Source organism: Luedemannella flava, from assembly GCF_039528515.1.
In the GTDB taxonomy this organism is placed as follows: domain Bacteria; phylum Actinomycetota; class Actinomycetes; order Mycobacteriales; family Micromonosporaceae; genus Luedemannella; species Luedemannella flava.
The window spans coordinates 39,838-54,216 of record NZ_BAAALT010000014.1 but is presented as its reverse complement, the minus strand read 5'-3'; the positions used below and the strand labels follow the sequence as shown (position 1 = coordinate 54,216).

General features: G+C 70.9%; 18 protein-coding genes. 14 read left to right on the top strand and 4 right to left on the bottom strand.

The window, feature by feature from the left end:
• Positions 1-3: 3 nt before the first annotated feature.
• The 5 genes from ABD211_RS03935 to ABD211_RS03915 all read left to right on the top strand — a co-directional run bounded on the left by ABD211_RS03935 (position 4) and on the right by ABD211_RS03915 (position 3,388).
• Entirely contained in the window at positions 4-801 is a 798-nt protein-coding gene (locus ABD211_RS03935) for an SDR family NAD(P)-dependent oxidoreductase (RefSeq protein ID WP_344126278.1), read from the top strand.
• 59 nt (positions 802-860) lie between these two features.
• Positions 861-1,400, top strand: a complete 540-nt coding sequence (pyrE, locus tag ABD211_RS03930) for an orotate phosphoribosyltransferase (RefSeq protein WP_344126276.1) — start codon at positions 861-863, stop codon at positions 1,398-1,400.
• Between the two features lie 107 nt (positions 1,401-1,507).
• Entirely contained in the window at positions 1,508-1,852 is a 345-nt protein-coding gene (locus tag ABD211_RS03925; protein WP_344126372.1) for an ArsR/SmtB family transcription factor, read from the top strand.
• The gene (locus ABD211_RS03920) at positions 1,756-2,505 is read left to right on the top strand and encodes a class II aldolase/adducin family protein (protein WP_344126274.1); all 750 of its coding nucleotides are present in this window, start codon (positions 1,756-1,758) and stop codon (positions 2,503-2,505) included. Before ABD211_RS03925 ends, ABD211_RS03920 begins: the two co-directional genes overlap by 97 nt.
• A gap of 40 nt (positions 2,506-2,545) precedes the next feature.
• Positions 2,546-3,388 (top strand): LLM class flavin-dependent oxidoreductase, encoded by an 843-nt coding sequence (locus tag ABD211_RS03915; protein ID WP_344126271.1) that lies wholly within the window; start codon positions 2,546-2,548, stop codon positions 3,386-3,388.
• 69 nt (positions 3,389-3,457) lie between these two features.
• Here the strand turns inward: ABD211_RS03915 and ABD211_RS03910 are convergent, their stop codons facing one another.
• Positions 3,458-4,270, bottom strand: coding sequence for a DedA family protein (locus ABD211_RS03910; protein WP_344126269.1), 813 nt, complete (start codon positions 4,268-4,270; stop codon positions 3,458-3,460).
• 139 nt (positions 4,271-4,409) lie between these two features.
• Here ABD211_RS03910 and amrS point away from each other — a divergent pair, with 139 nt between their 5' ends.
• The 6 genes from amrS to ABD211_RS03880 all read left to right on the top strand — a co-directional run bounded on the left by amrS (position 4,410) and on the right by ABD211_RS03880 (position 8,671).
• Positions 4,410-5,516: an AmmeMemoRadiSam system radical SAM enzyme gene (gene amrS / locus ABD211_RS03905; protein WP_344126267.1), complete on the top strand. Its 1,107-nt coding sequence runs from the start codon at positions 4,410-4,412 to the stop codon at positions 5,514-5,516.
• The gene (gene amrB / locus ABD211_RS03900; protein WP_344126265.1) at positions 5,516-6,283 is read left to right on the top strand and encodes an AmmeMemoRadiSam system protein B; all 768 of its coding nucleotides are present in this window, start codon (positions 5,516-5,518) and stop codon (positions 6,281-6,283) included. Before amrS ends, amrB begins: the two co-directional genes overlap by 1 nt.
• A 26-nt stretch (positions 6,284-6,309) precedes the next feature.
• A complete protein-coding gene (locus ABD211_RS03895) occupies positions 6,310-6,588 on the top strand; it encodes a type II toxin-antitoxin system Phd/YefM family antitoxin (RefSeq protein WP_344126264.1) in 279 nt (92 codons plus the stop codon).
• Entirely contained in the window at positions 6,588-6,980 is a 393-nt protein-coding gene (locus ABD211_RS03890) for a type II toxin-antitoxin system VapC family toxin (protein ID WP_344126262.1), read from the top strand. The genes ABD211_RS03895 and ABD211_RS03890 overlap by 1 nt, the downstream gene beginning before the upstream one ends.
• Before the next feature lie 87 nt (positions 6,981-7,067).
• Positions 7,068-7,574: a SigE family RNA polymerase sigma factor gene (locus ABD211_RS03885; protein ID WP_344126260.1), complete on the top strand. Its 507-nt coding sequence runs from the start codon at positions 7,068-7,070 to the stop codon at positions 7,572-7,574.
• A complete protein-coding gene (locus ABD211_RS03880) occupies positions 7,574-8,671 on the top strand; it encodes an LCP family protein (RefSeq protein WP_344126259.1) in 1,098 nt (365 codons plus the stop codon). Before ABD211_RS03885 ends, ABD211_RS03880 begins: the two co-directional genes overlap by 1 nt.
• 117 nt (positions 8,672-8,788) lie before the next feature.
• On the opposite strand, the gene ABD211_RS03875 is transcribed toward ABD211_RS03880, so the two are convergent.
• Positions 8,789-9,979 carry a cytochrome P450 gene (locus tag ABD211_RS03875; protein WP_344126258.1) on the bottom strand — a complete coding sequence of 397 codons (1,191 nt, stop codon included), beginning with the start codon at positions 9,977-9,979 and terminating at the stop codon, positions 8,789-8,791.
• Positions 9,979-10,194 carry a hypothetical protein gene (locus tag ABD211_RS03870; protein WP_344126256.1) on the bottom strand — a complete coding sequence of 72 codons (216 nt, stop codon included), beginning with the start codon at positions 10,192-10,194 and terminating at the stop codon, positions 9,979-9,981. Before ABD211_RS03870 ends, ABD211_RS03875 begins: the two co-directional genes overlap by 1 nt.
• Positions 10,195-10,363: 169 nt before the next feature.
• On the opposite strand from ABD211_RS03870, the gene fbaA reads away from it, so the two are divergent.
• The 3 genes from fbaA (at position 10,364) to ABD211_RS03855 (ending at position 13,239) form a co-directional block, all read left to right on the top strand.
• Positions 10,364-11,389, top strand: coding sequence for a class II fructose-bisphosphate aldolase (gene fbaA / locus ABD211_RS03865; protein WP_344126254.1), 1,026 nt, complete (start codon positions 10,364-10,366; stop codon positions 11,387-11,389).
• Between the two features lie 114 nt (positions 11,390-11,503).
• Positions 11,504-12,676, top strand: a complete 1,173-nt coding sequence (locus ABD211_RS03860) for an LOG family protein (RefSeq protein WP_344126251.1) — start codon at positions 11,504-11,506, stop codon at positions 12,674-12,676.
• Positions 12,677-12,843: 167 nt separating this feature from the next.
• Complete coding sequence (locus tag ABD211_RS03855; protein ID WP_344126250.1) at positions 12,844-13,239, top strand: DUF3151 domain-containing protein; 396 nt, start codon at positions 12,844-12,846, stop codon at positions 13,237-13,239.
• 59 nt (positions 13,240-13,298) lie between these two features.
• Here the strand turns inward: ABD211_RS03855 and ABD211_RS03850 are convergent.
• Positions 13,299-14,379 (bottom strand): MinD/ParA family ATP-binding protein (locus ABD211_RS03850; RefSeq protein WP_344126248.1); only part of this gene is annotated, 1,081 nt, incomplete at its 5' end.

Here is a 14,379-nt window from a genome sequence, read left to right as displayed (position 1 = left end):
TTCGTGTCGCAGAGCCGCACCGCGCTCGTCACCGGAGCCACCGCGGGCATCGGCGCCGCGTTCGCCAGGCACCTGGCGCGCGCCGGCTACGACCTCGTGATCGTCGCGCGTGACCGGGCGCGGCTGGAGGAGACCGCGCACGGGCTCGCCAACGAGTTCGATGTCGGCGCGGCCGTGCTGCCCGCGGACCTGACGACGGAGGACGGTCGCGCGACGGTCCAGGAGAGACTGCGCGACACCCCGGTCGACCTGCTCGTGAACAACGCCGGGATGAGCCTCAACACGCCGTTCCTGCGGTCCACCACGGAGGGCGAGGAGCGGCTGCTCGCGCTCAACGTGCACGCGGTGATGGCCCTCACGCTCGCGGCGTTGCCTGGCATGGTGGAACGGCGCGCCGGCGCCGTCGTGAACGTGTCCTCGGTGGCCGGCTTCGGCGCCGGCATGCCCGGTTCGACGTACCCCGCCTCCAAGGCCTGGGTAACGAATTTCAGTGAATCGGTGGGCCTGTCGGTGCGGCCCTTCGGGGTACGGGTGATGGCGCTCTGCCCGGGGTACGTGCGGACGGAGTTCCACGACCGGGCGGGCATCAACACGTCGGGCACCCCCGACTGGCTCTGGCTCGACGCCGGCTCCGTGGTCGCCGACGGCATGGCTGACCTGCGTAAAGGGAAGTATGTAAGCGTACCGACCTGGAAATACAAGGTTGCCGCGTTCGGTCTCAAGCACATACCGCGGGCGATCATCCACCGGGTGGCACCCGATGTGCGCGGCCGCATCGGTCGAAACGACCCCCAGGTGTGACGGACGACCTATGCCGGGTCGCATCATCGTGTGGAAATGGCTGACGTACGCTAACAGCCATGGACGACCGCGAAGACCTGCGAAAACTCATCAATGATCTTGCTGTCGTCCACGGCCGTGTGACGTTGTCCTCGGGCAAACAAGCCGACTGGTATGTGGACCTCAGGCGACTGACGTTGCATCATGCGGGTGGTCCGCTCGTTGGACAGGTCATGCTCGATGTCGTCGAGGACTGGGACTTCGACGCGGTGGGCGGCCTGACCCTCGGCGCCGACCCGGTCGCGGTCGCGATGATGCATGCCGCGGCGGCACGGGGACGACAGCTCGACGCTTTTGTCGTCCGTAAGTCCGACAAGGCGCACGGCCTTCAGCGTCGTATCGAAGGACCGGACGTCGCGGGCCGTCGTGTGCTCGCCGTCGAGGACACCACCACTACGGGCGGTAGTGTAATGACTGCGGTCGATGCACTCCGTGAGGCCGGGGCTCAGGTGATCGGGGTGGCGGTGATCGTCGATCGGGGAGCCGGATCAGCGATTCGGTCGGCGGGGTTGGACTTTCGGGCGGCATACACGCTGGCCGATTTGGGCCTCACGGCCTGACGTTCAGGCAGGAAAGACTGCCGGTTTGACACCTGCGGATATGGGGTCAGATCGATGGTCGGTGGTGGAAGGATGGAGTAGTGCGTACTGCGCTGGCCGAACTCATATTGCCCTCGAACTCGCCGCTGGCCGGCGAGCCCTACGACCGGATCGACGCTGAGCGTCTGGCGGGTGTCCTCAAGGCACTTGCCGACCCCGCGAGGCTCCGCCTCCTCAGCCTGATCCAGGCCTCGCCCGATGGCGAGGCGTGCGTGTGTGACCTCACCGCACCTATCGGTCTGTCCCAGCCGACCGTGTCCCACCACCTCCGCATCCTCACCGAATCCGGCTTGCTGGAGCGGGAGAAGCGGGGCGTGTGGGCCTACTACCGGATCGTTCCCTCCGCGATCCAGCAGATCGCCGACCTGCTCACGCCGCCCCGCAAGCGGGCGACGAAGAAGGCGGCCCGCTGACCTACCCCGGCGGCGACCCCATCGACCAGTGCGTCCACCTCGGACGTGAGGTCATCGGCGCGGGGCTCGCCATCGGGTCAGGCGGCAACCTGTCCGCCCGGTCACCCGGCGCACACGAATGTGTGGTGACCGCGGCGGGCACCTGGTTGGACCGCCTGGACCGGACGTCGTTCGTCCGGGTACGGATTGCGGATGGGGTGGCACCCCAGGGTGCCACCCCATCCTCCGAAGTGGGCCTCCACCTGTCGGTCTACCGTGCCCGCCCCGACGTCAACGCCGTCGTGCACCTGCACCCGCAGACGGCCGTGCTGCTCGACGCGCTCGGCGTGGCGGTCCGGCTCATCACGACGGACCACGCGTTCTACCTGCGGCGCGTGGCGGTCACGCCGTGGCACGCGCCCGGCACGCCCGGCGTGGGCGAGGCCGTGGCTGAGGCCGTCGCCGACGGCACGAACTGCGTCCTGCTCCCCTTCCACGGCTGCGCCGTGCTGGGCGAGACCGTGGAGATGGCGCACCGGCGCGCGGCCAATCTCGAAGAGGCCGCCCGGCTCACCTACCAGGCTCTCCTGTTGACCGGCGGCCTGGGCCCGCGCGAGCTGCCCGCCTGCCCGCCCGACTTCCTCGCCCACCGCGATCCAGGCTCGTTGATCTGACGCGGCGCGACTGTCGGTCCGCCGGGCTAGGGTCATTCTCATGAAGTACGGCTTTGTGCTCCCATGGGGAGGCGCGGCCGAGGCCGCTGAGCTGGCGGTCGTGGCCGAGGAGGCAGGCTGGGACGGCTTCTTCATGTGGGAGGCCCTCTGGGGCATCGACCCGTGGGTGGGGCTCACCGCCGTCGCCGCGCGCACGAAGCGGCTGCGGTTGGGCACCATGCTGACCCCGCTGCCCCACCGGCCCCCGTGGGACCTGGCCAGCCAGACCGCGACGCTCGACATCTTCTCCGGCGGCCGGGTCACCCTGTCCGTCGGGCTGGGCGCGCCTGAGCCCCGGTTCTTCCTGTTCAAGGACGACGAGGGCCGCCGCGTGCGGGCCGAGCGCCTCGACGAGGGCCTGGAGCTGCTGACCCACCTGTGGCGTGGGGAGCCGTTCGAGTACACCGGCAAGCACTACTTCGCACGGCGCTCCGACGTCATGCTGCCGCCGCCCGTCGTCCAGCAGCCGCGGATCCCCGTCTGGGTCGTGGGGCTGTGGCCCGCGCCCCGGTCGATGCGCCGGGTCGCCCGCTGGGACGGCTGGCTGCCCTACTTCAAGCCGCCGGCGGACGCCCCGCCCGGCGAGATCAACCGCCCCACCCACGAGGGCCTGGCCGAGGGCGTCGCCTGGCTCCGGGAGGAGCGCGCCGCCCACAGCCTCGACATGACCGGCTTCGACGTCGTCATGGAGGGCGTCACGGAGCCCGGCGCCGAGGGCGCCGCCACGGTCCAGGCCTGGGCCGACGCCGGGGCGACCTGGTGGCTGGAGGCCAACTGGTCCCTCCCCCAGGAGGACGTCCTGCAGGCGTCCCGCGACCGCCTCCGCGCGGGCCCGCCCCGTTAGCCGCCCCGCGACCGCCGCAGGCTGACGTTGGACCTAACGCGCTGAGTTCCCGGCGCAACGGTCCGAACGTCAGCGGGCGTGGTTGTCGGGGCCGTAGGAGGTGGACGGGGGGACCGAGGCGCTGCCGACCGCGCGGGTGGGCGGGGTGGTGACGCGCACGGCGCCCGCCTCGGCGAGGCCCTCGGCGGCCAGGCGCTTCTTCTCGCGGCGGGTCCGGAAGACCTCGACGAAGATCGGGATCAGCGAGATCAGGATGATCAGGAACACGAACGGCAGGATGTACGAGTCGATCTTCTCGGCCGGGATGGCGTCCGTGATCTTCTTGGCGAGCAGGTAGCCCAGCAGCAGGATGCCGTCGGTCCACAGGATGGCGCCGATGACGTTCCACACGAAGAACTTGCGGGTCGGCATGCCGAGCATGCCGGCGACCGGGTTCAGGAAGGTGCGGACGATCGGGATGAACCGGGCCAGGACGACGGCTTTCGGGGCGCCGAACTTGTTGAAGTAGTACTCCGCCTTTTCGACGTACTCCCGCTTGAAGAGCTTCGACTCGGGCTTGTTGAACATCCGGGGGCCGTAGCGCGCGCCGAGGAAGTGCCCCAGCTGGGCGCCGACGATCGCGCAGATGGGCGCGCCGATCAGCAGCACGGCAATGGGCATCGGGTCGACGCCCTCGAGGATCTCGCTGGCCACCGGCGAGGCGGCCACGCCCGCGAGGAAGAGCAGCGAGTCGCCCGGGAAGAAGAAGCCGACGAGCAGGCCTGTCTCCGCGAAGATGATCGCGAGCACGCCGACGAGACCGAACGTCGCCAGGAGCCCCTTCACATCGAGGGGGTTGAAGGCGAGCACGTCAGCGAGGGCCTGTGTCGTCACGGTGTCCACGGCGAATCAGGGTACCGGCCGGTGCTCACGGACCGCCATGACCGTGTCCGGTTCTCGGCGTCCTGTGATGGGGCACCCGGCCCCACACGCTGGCCCGCGGGGGTGGACGCGGGCAATTCGGGCGGCCTACCGTGGGTGAATGGCCGACGACACGTTGAGTCTGGCCGACCCGTACACGGTGCCGACGCGGCACTGGCACGAGCTGCCGGACGGTCGCATCCAGTGTGACGTCTGCCCCCGTGCCTGCAAGCTGCACGAGGGCCAGCGCGGCCTGTGTTTCGTGCGGGGCCGGGTGGACGACCAGATCGTCCTCGCCTCGTACGGCCGCTCGTCCGGGTTCTGCGTCGACCCCGTCGAGAAGAAGCCGCTCAACCACTTCCTGCCCGGCTCGTCCGTGCTCTCGTTCGGCACCGCCGGCTGCAACCTGGCCTGCCGCTTCTGCCAGAACTGGGACATCTCCAAGTCACGCGAGATCGACACGCTGTCCGGGGCCGCCTCGCCCGAGTCGCTCGCCGCGACGGCGGAACGCCTCGGCTGCCGCTCGGTCGCGTTCACCTACAACGACCCGGTGATCTTCATGGAGTACGGCATGGACGTCGCCGACGCGTGCCACGAGAAGGGGATCAAGGCGATCGCGGTGAGCGCCGGGTTCATGAACCCCGTCCCGCGCGCGGAGTTCTACCAGCACATGGACGCCGCCAACATCGACCTCAAGGCGTTCACCGACGAGTTCTACGAGAAGATCACGTTCAGCAAGCTGGGCGTCGTGCTGGACACTCTGCGCTACCTGAGGCACGAGACCGACGTCTGGTTCGAGATCACCACGCTGCTGATCCCCGGCTACAACGACTCGGACTCCGAGTTGGCCGAGGAGTCCGCGTGGCTCGTCGAGAACCTCGGCCCGGACGTGCCGCTGCACTTCAGCGCGTTCCACCCCGACTTCAAGATGATGGACGTCCCGCACACGCCCCCGTCGACGCTGTCCCGCGCCCGGCGCATCGCGCTCGACCACGGCCTGCGCTACGTCTACACCGGCAACGTCCACGACCCGGCCGGCCAGACGACCCACTGCCCCGGGTGCGGGTCGGCGGCGGTCGTCCGCGACTGGTACGCCATCAACGACTATCAGCTCACCGACACCGGCGCCTGCCGGCGCTGCGGGCACCAGCTGCCCGGCGTCTACGACGGCCCGCACGGCACGTGGGGCATGCGCCGGCTGCCGGTGCACATCCTCGAGGCCGTGTGATGGGCACCGTCCGCGCGCCGGCCGTGGCCGGCCAGTTCTACCCGGCCGACCCGACCCAGCTGACGCGGCAGGTCGACGCCCTGCTGCGGGCCGCGCCGACGTCGACCCACCCGACGAACGCGTTCGTCGTGCCGCACGCGGGCTACATCTACTCCGGTCCCACGGCCGCTGTCGCCTACGCGGGCCTGCCGCGCGACACCCGGCGCGTCGTGCTCATCGGCCCGGCCCACTTCGCGCCGCTGCGCGGGTGCGCGGTGGCGTCCGCGCAGGCGTGGCGCACCCCGCTGGGCGAGGTGCGCGTGGAGGACGCGTCCGCGCTGGTCGAGGCCGGTCTGGTGACCGTCGACGACGACGCGCACCAGCGCGAGCACTCGCTCGAGGTGCAGTTGCCGTTCCTGCAGCGCGTACTCGCCGACGGGTTCGCCGTACTCCCGGTGGTGGTGGGGAGTGCCGCGGCGGGTGAGGTGGCCGCGGTGATCTCCGCCGCGCTGGCCCCCGGTTCGGTGCTGCTGTGCAGCACCGACCTGTCGCACTACGAACCCGACGACCGGGCGCGGGTCCAGGACGCCGCGACGCTGCGGGCAATCGTCGGGTTGCGGTCCGCGGACGTGGGGGTACGCGACGCGTGCGGCGTGTTCGCGCTGCGCGGGCTGCTGGAGTGGGCTTCGTCGGCGGGCCTGACGCCGACTGTGCTGCGGTATGAGACCTCGGCCGACACGGCCGGGGATCCGTCACGCGTGGTGGGGTATTCGGCCGTGGCGTTGTGACCACAAATTGTGGTAACTTTGCCGTCATGGCGACCATCGGACTGCGGGAACTGACGCACCACACCGCGTCGATCGCGCGGCGCGTCCGCGAGGGCGAGACGATCATCGTGACCGACCGGGGCACCCCGGTCATCCGCATGGTGCCCGCCACGCCCGCCGACGACGTGCTCGCGCGGCTCGAGGCGGCCGGGCGGCTCACCCCCGCCGCCAACCCCGGCTACCTGCCCGAACCCGTCGACACCGGGCACCGCCCCGAGCTCGATGCCACCGACGTGATCAGTGAGGACCGGGACGACCGGTTCTGATGATCTATCTCGACTCGTGCGCGATCGTGAAGCTCGTGCACGTCACGCCGGAGACGCCCGCCCTGCGCACATGGCTCACGGAGCAGGGCGGCGTGCCGCTCGTCTCGTCGACGCTGGCGCGCGTCGAGTGCGCCCGCGCGCTGCGCCGCGTCGACCCGCCGGCGCTCGCGAACCTGCCGCTCGTCCTCGGCGCGATCAACTTCATCGCCATGGACGACGGCGTGTGCGCGGCCGCCGCCGCCCAACCTGAGCCGCTGCTGCGCAGCCTCGACGCCATCCACCTGGCCACGGCCGCCCTGCTCGGCTCCGCGCTGACCTGGTTCGTCACGTACGACAAACGCCTGCTCGCGGCCGCGGCCGCCGCTGGACTCCCGGTGGTCGAGCCCAGGTAGCCGCTATTCTGCGCCGACGCGGGCACGATTGACGCAATGGTTCTCCGGGGCCGCGACGTGTATCTAGGCGAGCCCCCGGAGGTGTGCGTGACGTATGACGAATTTGCCCGAAGTCGGCTGGCGCCGTTACTGCGCTACGCCGTGATGCTGACCGGCGACCCCCATCTGGCCGAGGACCTCGTGCAGGAGACCCTCGTCCGCGTCCAGCTGAAATGGCGGCGCGTGTCGCGGGCCGACGTGCCCGACCTGTACGTGCGCCGCATGCTCACCAACGCGTACCTGGACTGGCGGCGCGGCCGCTGGGTGCGGCACATCGTGCTCGGCACCGCCCATCGCGAGGAGGCGGTGGCCGACCACGCCGAGCGCGGCGCCGACCGGGACGAGATGTGGCAGCTGCTCGCCACGCTGCCCCGTCGCCAGCGCGCGGCCCTGGTGCTGCGCTACTACGAGGACCTGGCCGACGCGCAGGTCGCCGAGGTGCTCGGTTGCGCCGTCGGCACCGTGCGGGCGCACATCTCCCGCGCGCTCGCCACGCTGCGCGAACAGCTACAGGACGCCCGACAGCCGGTCGGGACCGCGGGTGGAGGCCGCTGATGCTCGAGGACGACCTGAAAGACACCTTCGCGCGGCACGAGGACCTGGTGCCGGCCGGCGCGCACATCATCGACAAGGCCGCCAGCACGGCCCGCACCCGCCGGCGCCGCCGGTGGATGGCGACCAGCGCGGGTGCCGCGCTGGCCCTGGTGGCCGCCGTCGTCGCACCCGTCGCGGCCCGGTGGGCGATGCCGCTGCGAGAGGAGCCGTTGATCCCCGGCATCCAGCAACCGGCCCCTGAAGTGACGGGTCGGCCCCTCAATTTCCTGCTCATCGGCCTGGACAAGCGCGTCAACTCGACGGCACCGGTACGCGCGGACTCCGTCATGATCGCTCACGTGCCGGCAGATCGCAGCGGGCTGTACCTGGTGACCGTCGCACGGGACGTGCTGGTCACGCCCTCGCCCGGCACCCGGGGGAAACTGGCGGAGACCTACGCGCTGCGCGGCTTCCCAGCGACCGCCGCGGCGGTGACCAGCCTTACCGGCGTGACCTTTGACGGCGGGGCGACCATCGAGTTCACGGGGCTGAAGAAGCTCGTGGCCGCGCTCGGCGGGGTGCACATGTGCATCGACCAGGTGGTGCGCTCGGAGCACCACGACAGGAACGGTCGCTACCACACCAGCACGTCGCGGGACGGCGTCCAGCCCTACGTCTACCGGCCCGGGTGCCGGACCTTGAAGGCGTGGGAGGCGTTGGACTACGCCCGCCAGCGCCAAGGTCTGCCGACGGGCAGCTACGACCGCGACCGGCATATCGCGCAGATGTTCCGTGCGGTCCTCCGCCAGGCCAAGGAGTCGATCGACCTGACCGACCTGGCCACGTTGGACGCCCTCACCGACGCGATCGGTCCGTCGCTGGTGCTCGACACAGGTGGCATCGCGGTCGGTGACTTGGCCAAGACCCTGCGGCCCGTGCTCGATAAGGACATCACCGTGGTTACGACGCCGATCGGCGGTTACCACTCCAAGACCATCGACGGGCTGTCGTACCAGGTCATGGACGACAACTCGAAGGACTTCTTCGCCGCGCTGAAGGCGGACAGGGCCGCAGACTGGCTGGCCGACCACCCCGGATCGGACTGGCCGTCAAAGTGAGGAAAGTTTTCTTGGCTCCCGGTGCAACCATTCCGGTGCCTCGAAGCGTGTATTAGGGGGACGGGGGCGACCCGGCCGAGTGCCGCACGGGGGGCGGCATTCGGCCGGGTCGCCAGGTCACGACCAGACCGCCGCCATCGGCAGGCGACGCGCGCCGGCCATGACCCGGGCGTCGAACAGCTCCGCCCCGTCCGCCACCACCAGGTCCGTGCACCGGTCCAGCAGGATCGGCACCGCGATCGCGGCCTCCAGACGGGCCAGCGGCGCGCCCAGGCAGAAGTGGATCCCGTGGCCGAACGTCAGGTGCGGGTTCGGGTGCCGGCGGATGTCGAACGTGCCCGCGTCACGGAACTCGCGCTCGTCGTGGTTCGCCGACCCGATCCACAGGTTGAGGATCTGACCGGCCGGGATCGTCCGCGTCCCGACGGCGGCGTCGTGCATGGCGACGCGGGCCAGGCGCGGGAACGGCGCCCGGTCGCGGAGCACCTCCTCCAGCGCGGACGGCACGAGTGACCGGTCGGCGCGCAGGTCGCGCGCCGCGTCGGGATGCTCGTCCAGGCTCAGCGCCGTGTTGGTCAGCAGCGTCGTCGTGGTGATGTGTCCCGCGATGAGCAACAGCCCCACGAACCCGACGATCTCGTCGTCGACCAGGCGCTCGCCGTCCACCTCGGCCGCGATGAGCTGGCTGGTCAGGTCGTCGCGCGGGGCGGCGCGGCGCGCCCGGATGTGGGCCAGCAGGTAATCGATCATGTCGCCGAGCGGGGCCGCTCGCAGCCGCATGGACTCCTCGTCGGGCACCATGCGGTCGGGCAGCGGCTGGGTGAGCAGCGCGTCGGCCCACGTCCGGAACAGCGCCCGGTCGCTCGTCGGCACCCCCAGCAGCTCGGCGATCACGGTCACCGGCAGCGGGTAGGCCAGCGCGGTCACCAGGTCGAACTCCGGCTCGCCGGCGACGGCGTCGAGCAGCTCCTGGGTCACCGCCGTGATGCGCGGCGCGAGGTCCGCCACGACCCTCGGCGTGAACGCCCTGCTGACGAGCCTGCGCAGTTTGTCGTGCCGGGGCGGATCCATCCGGGCGAAGTTCCCGCGGTTGAACAGCTCGACCTCCGGCTGCGGCGGGACCAGCTCCGATAGGTCAGACGAAAAGATCAAAGGCTCGGCGAGTACGGGCACGACATCCGCGTACCGGAAGACGTGCCAGGCGCCGTACCGTCCGTCCCAGTTGACCGGGTCGTTGTCCCGCATCCACCGCCACCAGTCCCGCACCCCCTCGAGCGTGCTGGGCTGGGCGGCGAAGGAGGTCTCCATCAGCCCTCGCGGTACTCGTCGTCCATGTCGACGATGTGGGCCTGCTCGACCGCGTCGTACTCGCTGACCTCGAGACCACGGTGGATCTCAGGCGCGGCCTCGGCAGGGTTGGCGGAGATCGCCTGCTCCACGGCGTCGGCGGCGGGCGCCTCCGGGTCACGCTCCTCCGGTGTCAGGTGGTCACTGGGAGTGAGATCTTCATCCGGCATCGTCATGTGGCGCCACCTCCCGTTGTCTACGGTAAAGCCGTACCCGGGAAGCGCGCGGGGCAACCGTGAAGGCCCGAGTTCCGTGGTCGGTGGGGCTGCGGGATACTTTTCCGGCGAGGACAGCGCGGTCCGCCACCGCGACATTTCCGATCATGCAGTCAACAAGGAGCGCACCATGCCTATCGCCTCCCCAGAGGTCTACGCCGAGATGATCAGCCGCGCGAAGGCAGGCGGCTTCGCGTACCCGGCGATCAACGTCACGTCGTCGCAGACGCTCAACGCGGCCCTGCGCGGCTTCGCCGACGCGGGCAGCGACGGCATCCTCCAGGTCTCGACCGGCGGCGCGGAGTACCTCTCGGGCCCGACGATCAAGGACATGGTCACCGGCGCGGTGGCGTTCGCCGCCTTCGCCGAGGAGGTCGCCAAGAAGTACCCGATCAACGTCGCGCTGCACACCGACCACTGCCCGAAGGACAAGCTGGACGGCTTCGTCCGCCCGCTGCTGGCGATCTCGGCCGAGCGCGTCGCCAAGGGCGGCACGCCGCTGTTCCAGTCGCACATGTGGGACGGCTCGGCCGTGCCGCTGGGCGAGAACCTCCAGATCGCCGAGGAGCTGCTCGCGCAGGCCAAGGCCGCCAACGTGATCCTGGAGATCGAGGTCGGCGTCGTCGGTGGCGAGGAGGATGGCGTCGAGAACGCCATCAACGACAAGCTCTACACGACGGTCGAGGACGCCACCGCCATGGTGGAGAAGCTCGGCCTGGGCGAGAACGGCACCTACATGGCCGCCCTCACCTTCGGCAACGTGCACGGCGTCTACAAGCCGGGCAATGTCAAGCTGCGCCCCGAGATCCTCAAGGAGATCCAGGACGCGATCGGCGCCAAGTTCGGCCAGGACAAGCCGCTCAACCTGGTCTTCCACGGCGGCTCCGGCTCGCTGCTCTCGGAGATCCAGTCGGCCGTCGACTACGGCGTGGTCAAGATGAACATCGACACCGACACCCAGTACGCGTTCACGCGGCCGGTCGTCGACCACATGTTCAAGAACTACGACGGCGTCCTGAAGGTCGACGGCGAGGTCGGCAACAAGAAGGCGTACGACCCGCGCGCCTGGGGCAAGTCGGCCGAGGCCGGCCTGGCCAAGCGCGTCGTCGAGGCGTGCACCGACCTGCGCTCGCTCGGGACCTCCGCTGCCGCCTGACGGCCGGAGCCGCCCTTGGGTGAGGACCGGAAGGCGCAATTGAGCAAGGCGTAACCGCGACAGTCGAGGGCCGTCCGTGAGCATGCGGGCGGCCCTCGCTCGTACCATCACCGGGTGCCTACCCCGCTGCCGCACGTCATCGCGCCCGTCGACCACAGCGCCGCTGAGATCGAGACCCCCGAGCAGCTCGCCCGGTGCCTGCGCCGGGGCACCGTCGCCGACCTGATCCTGCAGGGGCTCGACCTCACCGCCGTCGACCTGCGCGACATCGACGTCACCCGCGCCATCTTCCTGGGCTGCATGCTGTCCGTCGCCCAAGCCACCGACGTCGTCGCGCGCGGCGCGCACGTCGTCCCCCGCTTCCTCGACCTGCCGTACCCGACGCAGCCGTCCCGCCTCTACACCCCCGACGACCTGGTCGCCGGGTTCGCCGACGGCGGCTTCGAGGCCATGTACGACACGCGGGTGTTCGCGCACTACTACGCGCAGGGCGGGGCGACCCCGCCGCTGCGGGAGGCGCTCGCCCAGCGCATCCACGACCACGGCATCGACAACGCGCTGGCCAACGAGACCGAGAAATGGGTCGCCGCGCACGGTCCGGACAGCGTCGTCGGCATCATGGGCGGGCACGCCGAGCACCGCGGCTCGCCCGGTTACCGCGACGCGGCCGAACTTGCCTGGCACCTGGCCCGGGCCGGCCGCCTCGTGCTCACGGGCGGGGGACCGGGCGTCATGGAGGCCGCCAACCTCGGCGCCTTTCTGTCGACGCGTACCCGTGAAGATCTTGAAGATGCGATCGACGAGCTGGCCGCTGTCAGTGACTTCCGGGACGGGCAGGCCTACACGGCGGCGGCGCTGGCCGTGCGGTCACGCTATGCCCCGCAACCCGGCACATCCTGGGAAAAGGCCGGCGGGCTGGCCATTCCGACCTGGTTCTTCGGGCACGAGCCGGCCAATGTGTTCGCGGCGCGGATCGGCAAGATGTTCTCCAACGCCTCGCGGGAGGAGCTGATCCTCAAGCTGTCGCGGGGCGGCATCGTGTTCGCGGCCGGGCGGGCCGGCACGGTGCAGGAGGTGTTCCAGGCGGCGACGATGACCTTCTACGGCACCGTCGAGCACTCGGGGCCGTTCCTGTTCGTGGGGCAGCGGTTCTGGACGGACGACCTGCCGGTGGCGGCACTGCTGCGGCCGCTGCTCGCGACGGCACCTGTCGGCGACCGGTCGCGGCTCATCCACTTCACCGACGACGCGGGCGAGGCCGCGCGGGTGCTGCTGGGACCCTCCTGACAGGACGATGGCCCGGGGCAACCGGGCCATCGCTTAACCGGGTCCTGGGGAGGCTCCGGACCTCCGATTCAACCCGCAAGTGGCCTGCGTCACCACCCGCTGAGCGTGTGGAAAAGCCCTCACCCGTTCAGCTATCCGGAAGTGAGGCAATCCAGTTGAATGGGGTCATGCGCAACTTGCTGCCGGAAACTCCGCCCACCCTGTTGCCCGACGATCCGGGCGCGTCCGCCACCGGAAGCGCCGAGGAGGTGGCCGCGCGGTTCCCGGCCTCCAGCGCCGTGTGGGCCACGCTCGCCGAACAGGCGTTCGCCAACGGCGCCACGGTCACGGCCTACGCCTACGCCCGTACCGGCTACCACCGCGGGCTGGACCAGCTGCGGCGCAGCGGATGGCGCGGCAGCGGCCCGGTGCCCTGGTCGCACGAGCCCAACCGGGGCTTCCTGCGTTGCCTGCACGCGCTGGCCCGGGCCGCCGACGCGATCGGTGAGGCCGACGAGGCGGCCCGCTGCGCCCAGTTCCTCCGCGACTGCGACCCCGCCGCCGCGGACGCGCTCGCGGGCTGACCTGCGCGGGCTGTGGCGAGTAAGGGTCGCTATCCGGTCCACATTCGCCACAGCCCGCGCTAGAGACCCTCGGCGACAGTCGCGGCCGTGCGGAGCCAGGCGGCGCGGGTGGGGGCCGAGAGGGCGCGGTAGTCGACCGGGGCGCCGCTGTCCAGGTGACGGTCGTAGGGGACGTGGCAGATCGCGCGGCAGCGGGCCGCGAAGTGGGACTCCACGCGGCGCGGCGGCGCGTCGCCCCTATGCGGGGGCAGCGTCAGCACCGTGACGGCCCGTCGCACCAGCTCGCGGCGGCCCGTCTGCTCCAGGTGGTCGAGCAGGCGGGCGGCCGTCTCGGCCGAGTCGTTGCGGCCAGAAAGTGTGATCACCAGTTGATCGGTCGCGTCCAGCGCGGCCTGCCAGTTCTCGGCCCGCACGTTGTTGCCGGTGTCCACAATGAGCAGCTTGTAGAACTTGCCGACGACCTCGCGCAGCTCGCGGAACGCGCGTGCCGTGAGCATCTCGCCGGCCGTCGCGGCCTCGTCCGAGGCCAGCACGTCGAACATCGCGTCGTCCTGCGTGCGCAGGTACGCGGCCAGTTCGCCGATGCGGCCCGACCCGCCCGCGAACCGTTCCAGGTCGCGCAGCAGGTCGCGCACCGTGCGGCCGGTCGCGTCCGACTGGGCGCGCATGCCCAGCGTCCCCTGCGTCTCGTTGTTGTCCCAGGCCAGCACGAAGCCGCCCCGGCTGCGCCCGAACGCCATGCCCAGCATGAGCGTCGCCACGGTCTTGCCGGCGCCGCCCTTGGGGTTGACGACCGTGACCTGCCTGAGCCCACCGAAGTTCCGGCGTACGGCGTGCAGCGCGTCGCGCAGGTCGGACTCGTCCCGGCCGGGGCGCAGCCGCAGCAGGCCGAACGAGCCGCGCCGGGCCGCGGCGCGGGCGCCGGTGGCGGCCGAGACCACGCGCGGGCGCACCCGCCGCCGCGTCGCGAACTCCTCCGCGGTCGGCGTCCGCTCCGCGAAGTCCGCGGTCAGGTCCGGATACGGGTGCGTGGCCGGAACGTCCGGGCCGGGGACCGCGATGGTGCCCGGCGCCCAGCCACCCAACCCACCCCAGCCGGGCGGCGAGACGGCGCCCGCGTTCGGCGGCGGCTGTGCCGGG